18 protein-coding genes are annotated in these 17,743 nt (G+C 66.4%); 11 read left to right on the forward strand and 7 right to left on the reverse strand.

Going from position 1 to position 17,743, the window contains the following annotated elements; translation table 11 throughout:
- Positions 1–61: 61 nt before the first annotated feature.
- The 3 genes from CI41S_RS42630 to CI41S_RS42640 all read right to left on the reverse strand — a co-directional run bounded on the left by CI41S_RS42630 (position 62) and on the right by CI41S_RS42640 (position 2,409).
- A complete protein-coding gene (locus CI41S_RS42630) occupies positions 62–1,024 on the reverse strand; it encodes an acetyl-CoA carboxylase carboxyltransferase subunit alpha (RefSeq protein WP_139481741.1) in 963 nt (320 codons plus the stop codon).
- A gap of 235 nt (positions 1,025–1,259) precedes the next feature.
- Complete coding sequence (gene xerD, locus CI41S_RS42635; protein ID WP_139864908.1) at positions 1,260–2,246, reverse strand: site-specific tyrosine recombinase XerD; 987 nt, start codon at positions 2,244–2,246, stop codon at positions 1,260–1,262.
- Positions 2,247–2,262: 16 nt separating this feature from the next.
- Positions 2,263–2,409, reverse strand: coding sequence for a histidine kinase (locus CI41S_RS42640; protein ID WP_139481818.1), 147 nt, complete (start codon positions 2,407–2,409; stop codon positions 2,263–2,265).
- A gap of 144 nt (positions 2,410–2,553) precedes the next feature.
- Between CI41S_RS42640 and CI41S_RS42645 the strand changes: the two genes are divergently transcribed.
- Genes CI41S_RS42645 through CI41S_RS42655 form a run of 3 tightly spaced genes read left to right on the forward strand, consistent with a single transcriptional unit; the run spans position 2,554 to position 5,652 of the window.
- Complete coding sequence (locus CI41S_RS42645) at positions 2,554–3,186, forward strand: shikimate kinase (protein WP_139864909.1); 633 nt, start codon at positions 2,554–2,556, stop codon at positions 3,184–3,186.
- Positions 3,183–4,325, forward strand: a complete 1,143-nt coding sequence (gene aroB, locus CI41S_RS42650; RefSeq protein ID WP_139864910.1) for a 3-dehydroquinate synthase — start codon at positions 3,183–3,185, stop codon at positions 4,323–4,325. Before CI41S_RS42645 ends, aroB begins: the two co-directional genes overlap by 4 nt.
- A gap of 16 nt (positions 4,326–4,341) precedes the next feature.
- Complete coding sequence (locus tag CI41S_RS42655) at positions 4,342–5,652, forward strand: HlyC/CorC family transporter (protein ID WP_139481745.1); 1,311 nt, start codon at positions 4,342–4,344, stop codon at positions 5,650–5,652.
- 157 nt (positions 5,653–5,809) lie between these two features.
- Here CI41S_RS42655 and CI41S_RS42660 read toward each other — a convergent pair whose 3' ends face one another.
- Positions 5,810–6,259 carry a hypothetical protein gene (locus CI41S_RS42660; RefSeq protein ID WP_139481746.1) on the reverse strand — a complete coding sequence of 150 codons (450 nt, stop codon included), beginning with the start codon at positions 6,257–6,259 and terminating at the stop codon, positions 5,810–5,812.
- A gap of 132 nt (positions 6,260–6,391) precedes the next feature.
- Positions 6,392–6,667 (reverse strand): BolA family protein, encoded by a 276-nt coding sequence (locus tag CI41S_RS42665; protein ID WP_139481819.1) that lies wholly within the window; start codon positions 6,665–6,667, stop codon positions 6,392–6,394.
- 109 nt (positions 6,668–6,776) lie between these two features.
- Between CI41S_RS42665 and CI41S_RS42670 the strand changes: the two genes are divergently transcribed.
- Positions 6,777–7,418 carry a J domain-containing protein gene (locus CI41S_RS42670; RefSeq protein WP_139864911.1) on the forward strand — a complete coding sequence of 214 codons (642 nt, stop codon included), beginning with the start codon at positions 6,777–6,779 and terminating at the stop codon, positions 7,416–7,418.
- 196 nt (positions 7,419–7,614) lie between these two features.
- On the opposite strand, the gene CI41S_RS42675 is transcribed toward CI41S_RS42670, so the two are convergent.
- Positions 7,615–8,709, reverse strand: coding sequence for a citrate synthase/methylcitrate synthase (locus CI41S_RS42675; protein WP_139864912.1), 1,095 nt, complete (start codon positions 8,707–8,709; stop codon positions 7,615–7,617).
- Between the two features lie 76 nt (positions 8,710–8,785).
- Here CI41S_RS42675 and CI41S_RS42680 point away from each other — a divergent pair, with 76 nt between their 5' ends.
- Positions 8,786–10,009 carry a citrate/2-methylcitrate synthase gene (locus tag CI41S_RS42680; RefSeq protein WP_139864913.1) on the forward strand — a complete coding sequence of 408 codons (1,224 nt, stop codon included), beginning with the start codon at positions 8,786–8,788 and terminating at the stop codon, positions 10,007–10,009.
- Positions 10,010–10,017: 8 nt separating this feature from the next.
- On the opposite strand, the gene CI41S_RS42685 is transcribed toward CI41S_RS42680, so the two are convergent.
- Complete coding sequence (locus CI41S_RS42685) at positions 10,018–10,680, reverse strand: DedA family protein (RefSeq protein WP_139864914.1); 663 nt, start codon at positions 10,678–10,680, stop codon at positions 10,018–10,020.
- Positions 10,681–10,969: 289 nt separating this feature from the next.
- Between CI41S_RS42685 and cobS the strand changes: the two genes are divergently transcribed.
- From cobS to CI41S_RS42715, 6 genes are all read left to right on the forward strand, one after another.
- Entirely contained in the window at positions 10,970–11,968 is a 999-nt protein-coding gene (cobS, locus tag CI41S_RS42690) for a cobaltochelatase subunit CobS (protein ID WP_371814880.1), read from the forward strand.
- A 135-nt stretch (positions 11,969–12,103) separates the two neighbouring features.
- Positions 12,104–14,002: a cobaltochelatase subunit CobT gene (gene cobT / locus CI41S_RS42695; protein ID WP_139864915.1), complete on the forward strand. Its 1,899-nt coding sequence runs from the start codon at positions 12,104–12,106 to the stop codon at positions 14,000–14,002.
- 3 nt (positions 14,003–14,005) lie between these two features.
- Positions 14,006–15,097: an esterase-like activity of phytase family protein gene (locus tag CI41S_RS42700; protein ID WP_172628416.1), complete on the forward strand. Its 1,092-nt coding sequence runs from the start codon at positions 14,006–14,008 to the stop codon at positions 15,095–15,097.
- Between the two features lie 56 nt (positions 15,098–15,153).
- On the forward strand, positions 15,154–15,855 hold the full coding sequence (locus CI41S_RS42705; protein WP_139864916.1) for a hypothetical protein: 702 nt from the start codon (positions 15,154–15,156) through the stop codon (positions 15,853–15,855).
- Positions 15,856–15,914: 59 nt separating this feature from the next.
- The gene (locus CI41S_RS42710; protein WP_139864917.1) at positions 15,915–17,024 is read left to right on the forward strand and encodes an NADH:flavin oxidoreductase/NADH oxidase; all 1,110 of its coding nucleotides are present in this window, start codon (positions 15,915–15,917) and stop codon (positions 17,022–17,024) included.
- 190 nt (positions 17,025–17,214) lie between these two features.
- A partial coding sequence (locus CI41S_RS42715) for an IS110 family transposase (protein ID WP_139864925.1) occupies positions 17,215–17,743 on the forward strand: 529 nt, incomplete at its 3' end.

The following is a 17,743-nucleotide window of genomic DNA, read 5'->3' on the forward strand; positions in this document are numbered from 1 at the left end:
TCGGGGCCCAATTGAGGCCAAATTGCCCGATTTGGACGAAAAATCGGGCGTTTTGGGCGGGTCAACCGAGCTTGCGGCCGATGTCGAGGAATTTCTGACGGCGCTGTTTGCGAATCGCGTCCGGATCAAGATTTCGTAGGTCGTTGAAGGCCTGGGCGATCGCATCACCGGTCGTCGCGATCATCGCCGCCGCGTCGCGGTGGGCGCCGCCGGCCGGCTCCTTGATGATCTGGTCGATCACGCCGAAGCGCAGCATGTCCTGCGCCGTGATCTTCATGCTGTTGGCGGCTTCCTGCGCCTTGGTGCCGTCGCGCCACAGGATCGAGGACGCCGCCTCCGGCGAGATGACGCTGTAGATCGCATGCTCCAGCATCAGCACCCGATTGGCGGTGGTGATGGCGATGGCGCCGCCGGACATGCCCTCGCCGGTGACGATCGCGACATTGGGCACGCCGAGCGACAGGCAGGCGTCGGTCGAGCGCGCGATCGCCTCGGCTTGGCCGCGCTCCTCGGCGCCGATGCCGGGATAGGCGCCGGCCGAATCGACGATCGACAGCACCGGGATGCCGAAGCGGTCGGCCATTTCCATCAGCCGCACCGCCTTGCGGTACCCTTCCGGCCGCGCCATGCCGAAATTGTGCTTGATACGGCTGTCGGTGGTGGCGCCCTTCTCCTGGCCGACCACGCAGATGCTCTCGCCGCGGAAGCGGCCGAAGCCGCCGATCAGGGCCTCGTCGTCGGCGAATTTGCGGTCGCCGGCCATCGGGGTGAACTCGGTCATCAGCCCGGTGATGAAGTCGGTGAAATGCGGCCGCTGCGGATGCCGCGCCACCAGCGTCTTCTGCCACGGCGTCAGATTGGCATAGAGCTCGGTCAGCGCCTGCGCCGCCTTGTCCTCGATCCGCGCGACCTCGTCGCCGATGTCGCTGCCCGAAGCGGCAAGCGCCCGCAATTCGTCGATCTTGGATTCAAGCTCGGCGACGGGTTTTTCGAAGTCGAGATAGCTGCGCATCGGTTCGGGCATCACGTCAATATAGGGAGGAAGGGAGCGCGGGGCGAAGCGGTTTTGGCGTCGGGTAGAGAAGTTTTGATACTTCAATTGGTTAACGCGCGTTCGGCGCGAACGCACGCTTCATCGCGAGCAGGCCACGCTCTTTCTGCGGAGACGGCGCGGAAGTCAAGGCGGCTCGTCGCCGTAGCCGGCGGCCGTGTAGCCCGGATTGCACTGCGCTTCATCCGAGCTGCGAAACGTGGATACCCTACGCCTTCTCGGCCAGCGGATGCAGGTCGCGGACCAGGCTCTTCAGCCGCTCCTCGACCACATGGGTGTAGATCTGGGTGGTCGAGATGTCGGTATGGCCGAGCAGGGTCTGAACGATGCGCAGGTCGGCGCCGTTGTGCAGCAGGTGGCTGGCGAAAGCGTGGCGCAGCACGTGCGGGGAGACGAGGCGCGGCGCGAGACCGGAGGCGCTCGCAAGCTCCTTGAGGTCGCGGGCGAAATGCTGCCGGGTCAGATGGCCGCTCTCGCCGAACGAGGGAAACAGCCATTTCGACGGCGCGGCTTTCTTCTTGGCATCCGGCTGCATCACGGCCATCGCCGCGAGGTAATACGCCATCGCCTGGCGCGAGGCGTCGTTGAGCGGCACCAGCCGCTCCTTGTTGCCCTTGCCGCGCACCACGATCATCCGCGCGTCGCGCCGCGCCGCGGACAGCGGCAGCGACACCAGTTCGGAGACGCGCAGGCCGGTGGCGTAGAGCACCTCGAGGAGGCAGTAGAGCCGCAGCGCGCGCAAGCGCTGCGCCGGCGAGGCGTCGGCCTGGGTCAGCTCCTTGGCCCGCGCCAGCATGCGGTCGACATCGGCGATCGACAGCACTTTCGGCAGGCCGCGGCCGCGCTTCGGGCCGGACAGGATCGCGGCCGGATCGTCGTCGCGGATCCGTTCGTTGAGCAGGAAGCGGTAGAGGTGGCGCATCGCCGACAGCCGCCGCGCCACGCTCGAGGACTTGAAACCGCGCGTATCGAGGTCGGCGAGATAGCCGCGCAGCGCCTCGGTGTCGGCACCGGTAAAACTGGCACCGGACCGGGCGAGGTAGTCGGAGAAGTCGGTGAGGTCGCGCCGGTAGGCGTCGAGCGTGTTGGCGCCGGCGCCCTGTTCCGCGGCGAGCATGTCGAGGAACAGCGCGGTCAGTTTGGCGTCGGAGGTCTTCGCGGACGTCCTGGCGGAGGTTTTGGCGGCAGCGGGCATGCCGGAACCATAGCGGCTATTTCTTGAGGAACTTATCCGGTGGGATGGTCACCGACATTTCGCGCGGCTTTGGGGTCACGAAATTGGCCAGCGCGAACAGGATGCCGTAGCCGATCCCGAAAATCACGGCGACGACCGTCAGGAAGCGGAACAGGCTGGGCATGGACGCGGCTCGGAGGGCAAAATAACCAATGGAATCATCCAACATGTTCCCCGCGCCGTTGCAAGAGTCGCTGGTAACGGTATCGCCGGGGGTAGTATAGGTGGCTCGAATTCCGGCAAATCGTCCCGTAACCTGAGCTTTTTGATGTCCGACGCAGCCGTCCCGGCACCGACCCATCCGACCCTCGAGGCCGACATCACGGCCGCGCTGGGGCCGCGGTCGATCGTGCTGGTCGGGATGATGGGCGCCGGCAAATCGACCATCGGCCGCCGCATCGCGGCGCGCTTGAGGCTGCCCTTCACTGACGCCGACACCGAGATCGAGGCGGCGGCGGGGATGTCGATCCCGGAGATTTTCGAGACCCATGGCGAGCCGTATTTTCGCGATGGCGAGGCGCGGGTGATCGCCCGCATCCTCGACAGCGGCCCGATCGTGCTGGCGACCGGCGGCGGCGCCTTCATGCGCGAGGATACCCGCAACCGGATCCGGGCGCGGGCGGTCTCGATCTGGCTCAAGGCCGACACCGATATCATCATGCGGCGGGTGCGCCGCCGCGCCGATCGCCCGCTGCTGCAGACCGCCGATCCCGAGGCGACCGTCAACCGCCTGCTCAGCGAGCGCGAGCCGGTCTACCAGAATGCCGACCTGACGATCGCCTCGCGCGACGTGCCGCACGATCGCATCGTCGACGAGTGTCTCGAGGCCCTGCACGCGCATCTGTGCGGCGCGCAGCCGGCCGCCGAGCCTCCAACTGATGGAATCAACACGACCTCATGACCGCGCCCCTGAAGCACTCCGCATCCGTGACCGTCGATGTCGCGCTCGGCGACCGCGCCTATGACATCGTGATCGGCCGCGATGTGCTGGCCTCGCTGGGCGAACGTGTCGCGGCGCTGCGGCCCGGCGTGCGCACCGCCATCATCACCGATCGCACCGTCGCAAAACACTGGCTGGAGCCGGCCGAGGCCTCGCTCTCCGCCGCCGGCGTCCCGACCGCGCGCATCGTCGTCGAGGAAGGCGAAGGCTCGAAGAGCTACGCGACGCTGACAGAGGTCAGCGAGGCGCTGATCGCGGCGAAGATCGAGCGCAATGATCTGGTGATCGCGCTCGGCGGCGGCGTGGTCGGCGATCTCGCCGGCTTTGCGGCCGCGATCCTGCGCCGCGGCGTCGATTTCGTGCAGGTGCCGACCTCGCTGCTGGCGCAGGTCGACTCCTCCGTTGGCGGCAAGACCGGGATCAACTCGCCGCAGGGCAAGAATTTGATCGGCGCGTTCCACCAGCCGGTGCTTGTGATCGCCGACACGTCGGTGCTCGACACGCTGTCACAGCGCCAGTTCCGCGCCGGTTACGCCGAGGTCGCGAAATACGGCATCCTCGGCGATGAAGCATTCTTCGCCTGGCTGGAAAAAAATCACGCCGATATCTTCTCGGGCGGCAGTGGGCGCGAGCACGCGATCGCCACCTCCTGCCGCGCCAAGGCGGGCGTGGTCTCCCGCGACGAGCGCGAGACCGGCGAGCGGGCACTGCTCAATCTCGGCCACACCTTCGGCCACGCGCTGGAGGCCGCAACCGGCTTCTCCGACCGCCTGTTCCACGGCGAGGGCGTCTCGGTCGGCATGGTGCTCGCGGCGGAGTTCTCCGCGCAGCTCGGCATGATCTCGCCCGACGATGCGGCGCGCATCGCGCGTCATCTGTCCGCGGTCGGATTGCCGACGCGGCTGCAGGACATCGCGGGCTTCACGCAGGAGGGGCTTGCGGATGCCGATGCGCTGCTGGCGCTGATGGCGCAGGACAAGAAGGTCAAGCGCGGCAAGCTCACCTTCATCCTGCTCGAAGCCGTCGGCCGCGCCGTGATATCAAACAATGTCGAGCCACAGCTGGTGCGCGACTTTCTGCAAGCCAAGTTGAAGGCCTAAACCACGGATCAAGTCAGTGGGCTGGTTCACCTTCTCGATCGTGCTGGTCTGTCTGTTCATCTCGGCGTTTTTCGCGGCGAGCGAGACCGCGCTGACCGGCGCCTCGCGCGCCAGCATGCTGCGGCTGTCGAAGCAGGGTAACGGCGATGCCAGCGTCGTCTCCAAGCTGATCAACATGCGCGAGCGCATGATCGGTGCGCTGCTGCTCGGCAACAACATTGCCAATATCGGTGCCTCGGCGCTGGCGACCGGCGTGTTCACTGCCTGGTTCGGCGATGTCGGCGTGCTCTACGCCACCGCCGTGATGACCGTGATGGTGGTGGTGTTCGCGGAGGTGCTGCCCAAGACGATTGCCATCAACGCACCGGACCGCATCTCGCTGCTGGTCGCGCGGCCGATGCGGCTGACGATCTTCGTGCTGGGGCCGCTGCTCGCCATCATCGAGACCATCGTGCTGGCGCTGATGAAGCTGCTCGGCATCAAGGTCGGCGCGCACCAGGCGGTGCTGTCGCCGACCGAGCGTCTGCGCGGCGCGGTCGATCTCTTGCATCACGAAGGCAAGGTCGAGAAGCAGGACCGCGACATGCTCGGCGGCTTGCTCGACCTGCGCGAGCTGCAGGTTTCCGACGTGATGGTCCACCGCACCGAGATGACCATGGTCAACGCCGACTTGCCGCCCGAGGAGCTGGTGCGCGAGGTGCTGGCGAGCGAATACACCCGCATTCCGCTGTGGCGGGAGAAGCCGGAGAACATCGTCGGCGTGCTGCACGCCAAGGACCTGCTGCGCGCGATGCGCGCCAATGAAGGCGACATGTCGTCGATCGACGCCTCGGCGATCGCGCTGCCGCCGTGGTTCGTGCCGGAGATGCGCCCGGTGTCCGAACAGCTCAAGGCGTTCCGCCGCCGCAAGACCCACTTCGCGCTCGTGGTCGACGAGTATGGCGAGGTCGAAGGCATGGTGACGTTGGAGGACATTCTGGAGGAGATCGTCGGCGACATTTCCGACGAGCACGACGTCGTCGTCGCCGGCGTGCGCGCCCAGCCGGACGGCTCGGTCGTGGTCGACGGCTCGGTGCCGATCCGCGATCTCAACCGCGCGATGGACTGGCACCTGCCGGACGAGGAGGCGACAACGGTCGCCGGCCTCGTGATCCACGAGGCGCGCTCGATTCCCGAGCGCGGCCAGAGCTTCACCTTCCACGGCTTCCGCTTCCGCGTGCTCCGCCGCGAGCGCAACCGCATCACCGCACTGCGCATCGTCGCCGTCCCGCGCGACGCAGCCGAGTCCGAAGAGAAGAAGCCGAGGCGGGCGGGGACGGCGTTCTAGTCGCCTTGGCCGGCGCCAACCCATCACCGTCACCCTGAGGTGGGCCGCTTCTGCAGCGGCCCTCGAAGGGTCGACGGCCCGGCTGGTGGCCGTGCATCCTTCGAGGCTCGCAAGAGCTCGCGCCTCAGGATGACGGGTCTGAGAGTCGTTGGAGGGACTACTCGATATCGATCGAGATGCCCGACAGCTTCCAGGCGCCGTCGGAGGGGAAGAAGCCGAGTTGATACTTCACCTGCTTGGGCGTGGTGTCGAAATGGCCCTTCAGCCGCAGCACGCCCTTGTCGTCGATCTTGGCGTCCTCGTCGAGGATGATCGGCTTGGCGACGATGGCATCGAACACCGCGTGCTTGTCGACGAGGTCCTTGAAAATCGTCTTCAGCTTGTCCGGCGTAAACTGGTCGCGGAACGGCTTTGAGATCTTGGCGTGGAACACGGTGAAATTATTGGACGCCACCGCGTCGTTGAGCGAGACCAGAATGCTCTTGATCAGCACTTCCTGGACGAACGGGCTCGGCATGTCGAGCGCCGGGGCCGGCCGTGTCGCGCAGAGCAGGAGCAGGCCGGCGGCGGCTGCGATCGCCCGGAAGCGTGGCCAGCAAGGGATCATCAGCGGCCCCTCATCAATCGGCGGCGATGCGATCGTCAACCTTGCCTGCGCGCAGATCGGGCAGGGCCATCGCCCGGAAGTATCCATCCTCAATAGATGAAAACCGCCGCGGCGTCTTGTGGCAAGCCCGCGCTAGCGCGGCTTTTCCCCCGGGGCGTAGCTATGGATCGCCAGCGCGTGCACGGAGCCCGCGAGTTCCTGCGCCAACGTCGCATTTATCATGCGATGGCGTTCGATCCGGCTCTTCCCTTCGAAGGCCGGAGACACAATATATACTCGAAAATGTGTCTCGCCGCCTGGCCTGTGGCCGGCGTGGCCCTCATGCAGATGCGATTCATCGACCACGTCGAGGCTTTCCGGCAAGAAAGCTTCACGCAACTTGTTTATGATAGCGTCTTTGGTGCTCATGGCGGCGGCATTACGTTCGCGGTAGCTTTTCGTCAATGGTACAAGCGGGAAACGAGGTCTGCGCAATGTCAAGACTTGAAGATTTGTGCATTGCGTAGTCAAAGACAGCATGCCGATCGATTCATCCAAATTCTTCGACTCCATTCGCATCAAGCCGACCAAGGTGAGTGCGAAGCGCCAGGCGCAGGCCGGCGAACAGGCGTTTGCCTGTGAGTGGGCGGGTTGCCAGAACAAGGGCGCGCACCGCGCCCCGAAGGGCCGTGAGAATTCGCGCGAGTACTGGCACTTCTGCCTCGACCACGTGCGTGAGTACAACCAGTCCTACAATTTCTTCCAGGGCATGAATCCGGACGACGTCGCGCGCTACCAGAAGGACGCGCTGACCGGCCATCGTCCGACCTGGAAGATGGGCGCCAACAGCGGCAAGAAGGACGAGGCCGGCTTCGACGCCGCGCACGATCCGTTCCACATGTTCTCCGAGCTCAACGGCCGCGGCCGCTGGCGCCCCGGTCCGGGTGGCACGGAGCAGGCCAAGCCGGAAGCGCGCAAGGTCATGAACGCCGAGCGCAAGGCGCTGCAGGTGATGGGGCTCGCCGCCGGCGCGACGCTGGAAGACGTCAAGTCGAAGTACAAGGCGCTGGTCAAGCAGCACCACCCCGACGCCAATGGCGGCGACCGCTCCACCGAGGATCGCCTGATCGAGATCATCAAGGCGTATAATTATCTCAAGACCGTGGTGCGCGAGGCCTAACTCGCCGTCGTCCCTGCACGAAGCTGTGTAGTTTCGCGCCTCCCCTTGAAAAGGGGAGGTCGCTTTGCTCGTCAGAGCAAAGCGGGTGGGGATCTGGTCTCTCCACCGACGCTATCGCCTGTGGCTGACCCCCATCCCGATCTTCCCCCTTTCAGGGGGAAGGAGAAGATTCGGGCTACGGTTCGGCGGTTAATCCTCAGCCCTTCGGCATGGCCCCGACATAGGACGAACTCGGCCGGATCAGCCGTCCGGTGCGCCGGTGCTCGAGGGCGTGCGCGGTCCAGCCGGCGGCGCGGGCGATGGCGAAGATCGGCGTGAACGCCTGGCGCGGGATTTCCAGCGCGTCGAGCAGGATCGCGGTGAAGAACTCGACATTGGTCTCGAGCGGCCGTTCCGGATTCTTCTTCCGCAGCGCTGCGCGGATATAGGCCTCGACCTCGCCGGCAAACGGCAGGTCGGCGCCGTCGGCCGCCAGCCGCTCGATCGCGGCCTTCAGCACGTCGGCGCGCGGGTCGCGCACGCGATAAACCCGGTGGCCGAACCCCATCAGCCGCTCGCCGCGCGCCAGCGCGTCGTCGACCCAGGACTTGATGCGCTCACGGGTGCCGATCGCATCCAGCATCTCCAGCACCGGCTCCGGCGCGCCGCCATGCAGCGGGCCGGTCAGCGCGCAATAGCCGCCGGTGATGGCCGCGAACAGGTCGGCCTGTGTCGAGGCAATCACCCGCGTGGTGAAGGTCGAGGCGTTCATGCCGTGATCGCAGACGGTGACGAGGTAGGTATCGAGCGCGGTGGCCTCGCGCGGCTCGATCTTGCGCCCCAGCAGCATGCGCAGCGTGTCGGTGGCGTGGCCGACATTCGGGTCGGGCGCGATCGGATCGTTGCCCCTCGCGCGCTGCACCAGGGCGCCCGCGATCACCGGAAATGCGCCGACGATCACTGCCTCGTGCTCCAGCCCGCTCTCGCCGCGCAGCCCCGCGATCGCGGCGCGAAAGCCGTCCACGATCGACATGCCGCGGGTGGCCGGCAGCAGGTCGGGCAGGCGGGCGAAGGCGCGTTCGCGGGCGGCGCCCAGGCTGGCACGGACATTGGCCTCGGTCAGCGCCTTGCCGCCGGCGCTGTTCCACAGCCGCGCGGTGACGCCCTCGAAGCTCGACTTGCCGGCGAGGTTGGCGACGTGCTCGCCGGCGATGATCAGTTCGCCGCGCTCGCCGTCGACATGGCTCAACACGGTCTCGGCGGCGGGGACGCCGTCCAGGCCGATCTGGCTTTTGGTGAGATGCATGGTCATGGCCGATCTCCTTGTTTCATGCCGGACAAGGTCGGGCCTCTCGACGTCTTGATCAATCTTGATTATATAAATCAATATGAAAAAATCCGCCGAGCTCTACCTCTCCGCCCGGGAAGCCGCCGCCGAGCTCGCGATCTCGCCGGCGACGCTCTATGCCTATGTCAGCCGCGGGCTGATCCGCTCCGAGCCGTCGCCGGACTCGCGCAGCCACCGCTACCGCGCCGAGGACATCAGGGGCCTGAAGGAGCGCCGCGTGCCGTCGCCCGAGCCGCGCGGCTTCCGCAATTTCGACGCCGACCTGCCGGTGATGGATTCGGCGATCGCGACCATCACCGAGCAGGGCCCGATCTATCGCGGCGTCAACTGCGTCGATCTCGCCGAGCGCGACACGCTGGAGCACACCGCGACGCTGCTGTGGGACGTCACCGATGTCGATCCGTTCGCGGCGGATAATTGTCCGCATGTCTCGGACGAGATGCGTGCTATCGCCGAGGCGGCACGGCGCGCGCCACCGATCGACCGGACGGTTGCGGTGCTGGCGCTGGCGTCAAGCGCCGATCCCGGCGCCTTCACCCGTGCGCCCGACGGCCGCGCGATGGTCGGCGGGCGAATCCTGCGCCTCTTGGTCGCGACCATGCTGAATGCATCGCCGTCGGCCGAGCCGCTGCACCAGCAGGTGGCGCGGGTCTGGACACCCGACAACAAGCATGCGCCCGACCTGATCCGTCGCGCGCTGGTGCTGCTCGCCGATCACGAACTGAATGCATCGACCTGGACCGCGCGCTGCGCGGCGTCGACCGGGCTCAATCTCTACGATGCGGTGATCGCCGGGCTCGTCGCGCTGAAGGGGCCGATGCATGGCGGCGCCGGCGTGCTCGCCTCGCGCTTGGTCAAGACCATGGTCGACAACGATGTCGCGCCGGTCATTCGCGAGCGCGTCGCGCTCGGCGAGCGTTTTGCGGGCTTTGGTCACGGCGTCTACAAGAAGGGCGATCCGCGCGCGATGTCGCTCTTGGAAGCGCTGACCCGCGCCGGCGCGCCGCGCAAATTCACGAAGGAAGTGCCGGAGCGGATCGCGGAGGCGACCGGCGAGTTCGTCAACATCGACTATGCGCTGGCGGTGCTGGTGCACGCGCTGCGGATGCCGCCGGGCAGCGAGCTTGCGCTGTTTGCGATGTCGCGCAGCGTCGGCTGGATCGCCCATGCCAGCGAACAGCTGCAATACGGCAAGCTGATCCGGCCGCGGGCGCGTTATGTCGGCCCGCCGCCCGGGCGCAGCGGCACCACGAACAGTCTATAAGCTCTGCTCTACTTCCGGACCTTGGCCGGCTCGATCATGCCGCCACCGTGGCGGCGGCGGATGGTCCAGACCGCGAGCGCCAGGATCACGACGCCGCCGGCGATCGCAAACATCCACAGATGCTTGCCGACATGCTGGTGATGCGGCAGGCCGGCATAGTCGTGCAGCGCGGTGACGGCAAGCACGCCGGGCAACACATGCGCCGGCGCCCAGAGCAGGATCGCGGGAATGTTGACGGCGTAGAACCGCGCCGGCGGCATGTCGAGCGCGCCGGCCGTGATCGGTACGAAGGCGCGGATCGGCGGCACGAAGCGGGCGAAGAACACCGCGAGCACGCCCCAGCGGTTGAAGAAGGCCTCGCTCTGGGCGACGACCCCCGGATAGTTGGAGAGCGGCCAGGACGAGAGGATCTCGCGCTGGCTGCGGTAGCCGATCAGATAGGCGGTGCCGTCGCCGAGCAGCGCGCCGGCGGCCGCCGCCGCCAGCACCGGCCACAGCTTCAATTCGCCGCCCGGCACCAGCGCACTGAGCGCCAGGATGATGGTCGAGCCCGGCACCAGCGAGCCGACCACCGGAACCGCCTCCAGCAAGGCGGCGAGAAACAGCGTCAGATAGGCAAGCCAGGCATGGGCCGAAACGAACGCGATGAATGGGTCAAGGAATGAAGTCACAAAATTTCCGCGGCTGCTTTGGCGTCGCTCCAGAGCTAACAACTCCCCGCCGGGGTGAAAAGTGCCCAGCCGGGTCACGCCTTGCACTGCGGTAAAAGTACGGCGTGATTCGCAGGGCAGCCTTCCAAAAACCGCTTCCCGCCACTATCTTTCTGATAGAACAACGGAACTTTGATTTCCCCGCGGGCTTCTGCCGGCCGTTTCTCTCTGCTAGGCTTGTGCGAAGCACCCCATCCGCAGCCAAACGATTTAATCTGGTTTCGGGAATGCCCGCGACCTCGGAGGATGAATGACGACCGCCGTCCAGACCAAAGAGCAAGAACCCGTCGGCATGCCCGACATGAAGGTGTCGGTTCGGCAGGTCTTCGGGATCGATAGCGACCTGGAAGTTCCGGCCTATTCCGAAGTCGATCCGCACGTGCCGGAGGTCGACAGCGACTACCGCTTCGACCGCGCCACCACGCTCGCGATCCTCGCCGGCTTCGCCAAGAACCGCCGCGTGATGGTCACCGGCTATCACGGCACCGGCAAGTCGACTCACATCGAGCAGGTCGCGGCCCGCCTCAACTGGCCCTGCGTGCGCGTCAACCTCGACAGCCACATCAGCCGTATCGATCTGGTCGGCAAGGATGCGATCGTGGTCAAGGAAGGCAAGCAGGTCACTGAATTCCGCGACGGCATCCTGCCCTGGGCGTTGCAGCACAACATCGCGCTGGTGTTCGACGAGTACGATGCCGGCCGCCCCGACGTGATGTTCGTGATCCAGCGCGTGCTGGAAGTCTCCGGCCGCCTGACGCTGCTCGACCAGAACAAGGTGATCAAGCCGCACCCGGCGTTCCGCCTGTTCTCGACCGCCAACACGGTCGGCCTCGGCGATACCTCGGGCCTCTATCACGGCACCCAGCAGATCAACCAGGGCCAGATGGACCGCTGGTCGATCGTCACCACGCTGAACTACCTCGCCCATGACGAGGAAGTCGAGATCGTGCTGGCCAAGGCGCGCCACTACCGCACCCAGGAAGGCCGCGACATTGTTAACAAGATGGTGCGGCTTGCGGACCTCACGCGCAACGCCTTCGCCAATGGCGACCTGTCGACGGTGATGAGCCCGCGCACGGTGATCACCTGGGCGGAGAATTCCGACATCTTCAACGACATCGGCTTCGCCTTCCGCGTCACCTTCCTCAACAAGTGTGACGAGCTGGAGCGGCCGCTGGTCGCCGAGTTCTATCAGCGCTGCTTCAACGTCGAGCTGCCGGAATCCTCGGTCAACGTGGCGCTGTCATAAATGCTGGCGGTCCCGGCGAAAGCCGGGACCCGCATGCTGCGGCGTCGCTGGAATTGTTGGTGCATGAGTTCGGGAAAATAACGACCGCCGGTTATCGGTCCCTGCTTTCGCAGGGACGGCGGCGGTGAGGGTGCGATGACAACCTCCAACATCAAATTCCGTCCCGGTTCCAAGGAAGCGCCGACCGAGCCGTTCAAGCGCTCGGTCTCGGCCTGTCTGAAGGCGATCGCCAAGAAGCCCGAGCTCGAGGTCAGCTTTGCGGCCGAGCGGCCCGGGCTCGCGCCCGGCAAGGCGCGGCTGCCGGAGCCGGCGCGCAAGATGACCAAGCGCGATGCCGCGATCGTGCGCGGCCATGCCGATTCGATTGCGCTGAAGATCGCCTGTCACGATCCCAAGGTGCATCGCAAGCTGATGCCGGGCAATCCGCAGGCGCGCGGCGTGTTCGAGGCGGTCGAGCAGGCGCGCGTCGAGGCGATCGGCTCGCGCCGCATGGCGGGTGTCGCGAAGAACCTTTCCGCGATGCTCGACGATCATTTCCACCGCGGCAAGTATGACGAGATCACCGACCGTGCCGATGCGCCGCTGTCGGATGCGCTGGCGATGCTGGTGCGCGAGCGCCTGACCGGTCTCGCCCCGCCTGCGGCCGCCAAGAAGATGGTCGATCTCTGGCGTCCGGCGCTGGAGGACAAGATCGGCTCGCGGCTCGACAAGCTGAGCCGCTTCGCCGAGGACCAGGCCAAGTTCGGCGACCTCGTCCATGATCTGTTGTCGGCGCTCGATCTCGGCGACGAGCGTGACATGGATTCCGACGACGACGAGGATCAGGACGAGAACCAGGACGGCGACAACGATCAGTCCGGCGCCGAGGGCTCGCCGGATTCCGACGCCGCGCAGGAGATGAGCGCCGACCAGGCGCAGCAGACCGCGGACGAGATGAGCGAAAGCGCGATGGAGAGCGCGCAGGCCTCCACCAGCGATACGTTCGACGACGGCGAGCTCGGCGACGACGAGACGCCGGGCGAGGCTACGCGGCCCAACGCGCGCGGCCAGAACGAGCCGCGCGGGCCGGAATACCACGCCTTCGCGCCGAAATTCGACGAGGTGATCGCGGCCGAAGATCTCTGCGACCATGACGAGCTGGAGCGGCTGCGCTCCTACCTCGACAAGCAACTTGCGCATCTGCAGGGCATCGTGGCGCGGCTCGCCAACCGCCTGCAGCGCCGCCTGATGGCGCAGCAGAACCGCGCTTGGGAGTTCGACCTCGAAGAGGGCATCCTCGATCCGGCGCGGCTGTCGCGCGTCGTCACCGATCCCTATCATCCGCTGTCCTTCATGCATGAGAAGGAGGCGACGTTCCGCGACACCGTGGTGACGCTGCTGCTCGACAATTCCGGCTCGATGCGCGGCCGCCCCATTACGGTCGCCGCGACCTGCGCCGACATCCTGGCGCGCACGCTGGAGCGCTGCGGCGTCAAGGTCGAGATCCTGGGCTTCACCACTCGCGCCTGGAAGGGCGGGCAGTCGCGCGAGGCGTGGCTTGCCGCCGGCAAGCCAGCCAACCCGGGCCGCCTCAACGATCTGCGCCACATCATCTACAAGTCCGCCGACGCGCCCTGGCGTCGTGCGCGTAAAAATCTCGGACTGATGATGCGCGAGGGTCTGCTCAAGGAGAACATCGACGGCGAGGCGCTAGACTGGGCGCACAAGCGCCTGCTGGCGCGTCCCGAGCAGCGCCGCATCCTGATGATGATCTCCGACGGTGCGCCGGTCGACGACTCCACGCTGTCGGTCAATCCCGGCAACTATCTCGAGCGGCATTTGCGCCACATCATCGATGAGATCGAGACCCGCTCGCCGGTCGAGCTGATCGCGATCGGCATCGGCCATGACGTCACGCGCTACTATCGCCGCGCCGTCACCATCGTGGACGCCGAAGAACTCGGCGGCGCCATCACTGAAAAACTCGCCGAGCTGTTCAGCGAAACTCACGGCTCCGCGCCTGCACAGGGCACCCGGCGCCGCCTCCACTCGTGAGACATGCGCTCCGCCGCTAGCCGCCGCCGCTTCCTTCAAGGTGTGGCGGCGGGGCTTTCGGCCGCCGTGCTGCCAGATCTTGTGCGCGGCAGTCTCGCGCAGGCACAGAGCGCCACCCACCCGCCGCCGAAGCCGGCGGCCAGGCTCAACCCCCATGCCGTCGACGAGCCGGTCGCGATCGAGGTCAATGCGCGGCCGCTGCCGTCATTCGACATCCGCGATCGCGGGCATCGGCGGTTCGGCGCGTTGGAATATCGCAGCGGGCTGATCCTGACCTCGCCGTTCCCGGGGTTCGGCGGCCTCTCCGCGCTGCGGCTCGATCCCAAGGGCGAGCGCTTCATCGCGGTCAGCGACCAAGGCAGCTGGTTCACCGGCCGCATCGTCTATCATGGCCGCGAGATGGTCGGGCTCGACGATGTCGAGGCGGCACCGCTGCTCGCCGCCGACGGCAGGCCGATCACCGCCACCCGCCGCTGGTACGATTCGGAGTCGCTCGCGCTCGACGGCTCCTTCGTCTATGTCGGGCTCGAGCGCGTCAACCAGGTGCTGCGCTACGATTTTGCCGAGGGCTTCACCCGCTCGCGCGGCGAGGTGGTGCCGCTGCCGCCGGCGGCGCACAAGCTTCCGCTCAACAAGGGGCTCGAGGGGCTGGTCTTCGTGCCCAAGGGCCTGCCGCTCGCCGGCACGCTGATCGCGTTCTCGGAACGCGGGCTCGATGCCAGCGGCAACCTGATCGCCTTTCTGGTCGGCGGCAAGACGCCGGGCCAGTTCAGCGTCCGCCGCACCGAGAATTTCGACATCAGCGATGCCGTGCTGCTGCGGTCCGGCGACCTGTTGATCCTGGAGCGCAAGTTCTCGCTGTTCGGCGGCGTCGGCATCCGCATCCGCCGCATTCCGCTTAGCCAGGTCGCGCCGGGCGCGCTGATCGATGGCCCGGCAATCTTCCATGCCGATCTCGGCAACGAGATCGACAACATGGAGGGCATCGACGCCCACGTCACCGCGGAGGGCGAGACCGTGGTGACCATGATCTCCGACGACAATTTTTCGCTGATCCAGCGCAACCTGCTGCTGCAGTTCACGCTGGTGGAGTGAGACGCCGGCCAACGCGTGCGTTCGAACCGATTGTTCGGCTAACTCGACCAACGGCCATGCAGCTTCGTCACGCCATCTCCATTCTCGTTGCGGCGCTGGTCGCCTGCGCCGCCACCCCGGCGGGCGCGACGGCCGAATACGACTATGGCGCGGATGAATACGTCATCATCGACGGCGGGCTTTCGCGCGACACCAGGACGTCGCTCGCGGCGCATGCCGATCCCGGCGGCGGCAATTTCCATGTCTGGCTGATGGCGGAGCCCGCGCATCGCAAGGTCGCGATGCTCGACGCGATCGGCGACGACAACAATCTCGATACCAAGGCCAACGCCTATCATGCGGAGTGGTCGACGGATTCGCGCCATGTCGCGGTCTCATGGCGCCGCGAGCGGCATGCGCTGCAGCTCAACCTCTACGTCATCGAGAAGGATCGCCCGCACCTGATCACCGGGCCGAGCCTGTTCCACGATGTGGCCGGCCGCGACATCGGCAAGGATGACGATATCCGCCGCGGCAGCCCCTCGATCGAATGGCGGACGGCAAACCGCTTCGTGCTGCGCGAGCGCATGCTGCTGATGACGACGGATGCCGGCTTCGCCGGCCGGCTCGGCCGCTTTGCCCGCATCGCCGAGCGGCACGAAGGCGGCCGGTTCCTGGTCGAATTCTCGGCGGTGGCCGACTGCGTGCTGGCGGCGGGGCGCCGCTACCGCATTGCTGCTCTGCGCCCGGGCCCGTTCGGCGACGCGGACGGTTGGTGATCGCGGGCGCCGGCTCTATCTTATGCGGGCCCCTTTCCTCCGATCCGGATACTCCCCGAATGAGCACACTTTTTTCCCCGATCGAACTGCGCGGCCTAAAACTCTCCAACCGCATCATGGTGTCGCCGATGTGCCAGTACTCGGCCGACGACGGCTCCGCCAACGACTGGCATTTCACCCACATCAACATGCTGGCGCTGTCGGGCGCGGCGATGTTCTGCATCGAGGCGACCCATGTCGAGGATATCGGGCGGATCACGCCGGGCTGCCTCGGGCTCTACAGCGATGCCAATGAGGCGGCGCTGAAGCCGATCCTGGCGTCGGTGCGCAAGCATTCCAAGGCTGCGGTCGCGATGCAGCTCGCCCATGCCGGCCGCAAAGCGTCGAGCCAGCGGCCCTGGGAGGGTGGTCAGTTGATCCCGATTTCGGCAGGCGGCTGGCAGCCGGTGGCGCCGTCCGCCGTCCCGCACAAGGAGAGCGAGACGGCGCCGACCGCGCTGGATGAGGCCGGCTTGACGCGGATTCGCAATGCCTTCGTCGCCGCGGCGAGGCGCGCCGACCGGCTCGGCATCGACGCGCTCGAGCTGCACGGTGCGCACGGTTATCTCTTGCACCAGTTCCTGTCGCCGATTGCCAACAAGCGGACCGACCGGTATGGCGGCTCGCTCGAAAACCGCATGCGCTTCCCGCTGGAAGTATTCGACGCGGTGCGCGCCGTATTTCCGGACCGCAAGCCGATCGGCATGCGAGTGTCGGCGACCGATTGGGTGGAGGGCGCCTGGGACCTCGCGCAGACCATCGAGTTTGCCAAGGAATTGAAGAAGCGCGGCATCGACTGGATCGACGTTTCCTCCGGCGGCGTTTCGCCACTGCAGAAGATCCCGCTCGGCCCGGGGTATCAGGTGCCGGCGGCAGAGGCGGTGAGGGCGACCGGCGTCACCACGATGGCGGTCGGACTGATCACCGAAGCGAGGCAAGCGGAAGAGATCGTCTCGTCCGGCAAGGCCGACATGGTCGCGCTCGCCCGCGGCATGCTCTACGACCCGCGCTGGGGCTGGCACGCCGCCGCCGAGCTCGGCGGCGAGGTGAGCGCGCCGCCGCAATATTGGCGCTCGCAGCCCTCGACGCAGAAGACGCTGTTCGGCGCGACGACGTTCGGAACGAGGTAGTCACGACGACAATTCGTAGATGGGGTAACGGGCCCGCGGTCCTCCCTTCCAAGCAAGCCGCGCTAGCTACGGCGCTGTTTTGATGCGCGCGTCGCGCGGCTTGCTTGGAAGGGAGGCGGTCGTCCCTCACATTGATGGTGTAACGGAGTCGGGGCTTGAACCCCGCTCCAAGCATCGAGGAGAGACGACCATGGACCATTATGCCGGAATCGACGTGTCATTGGAATGCTCCAGCGTGTGCGTTGTCGATGCGAACGGCAAGATCGTTCGCGAGGCCAAGGTGGCGAGCGAGCCGGAGGCGCTGATCGACTGGTTCCGCTCGCTCGGGTTCGATCTGGCCAGGATCGGACTTGAAGCCGGACCGCTGTCGCAATGGCTCTATGCGGCGATGAAGAAGGCCTGTCTGGCGGTCGAGCTTCTGGAGACGCGCCATGTGAGCGACGCGTTCAAGGCGATGCCGGTGAAGTCTGACCGCAACGATGCCCGCAATATCGCGCAATTGATCCGGCTCGGCTGGTTCCGGCCGGTCCACTGCAAGTCGATGAGCGCGCAGGAGACCCGCGCAATGCTGACGGCGCGCAAGCTGGTCCAGAACAAGCTCCAGGACGTCGAGAACAGCCTGCGCGGGATCTTGCGTGGCTTCGGCTTGAAGGTCGGCAAGACAACCAAGCGCAGCTTTGCGCCACGGATCCGCGAGCTGGTGACCGGCCATCCGGCGC

The sequence above is a fragment of the Bradyrhizobium ivorense genome, assembly GCF_900696085.1.
Lineage (GTDB): Bacteria > Pseudomonadota > Alphaproteobacteria > Rhizobiales > Xanthobacteraceae > Bradyrhizobium > Bradyrhizobium ivorense.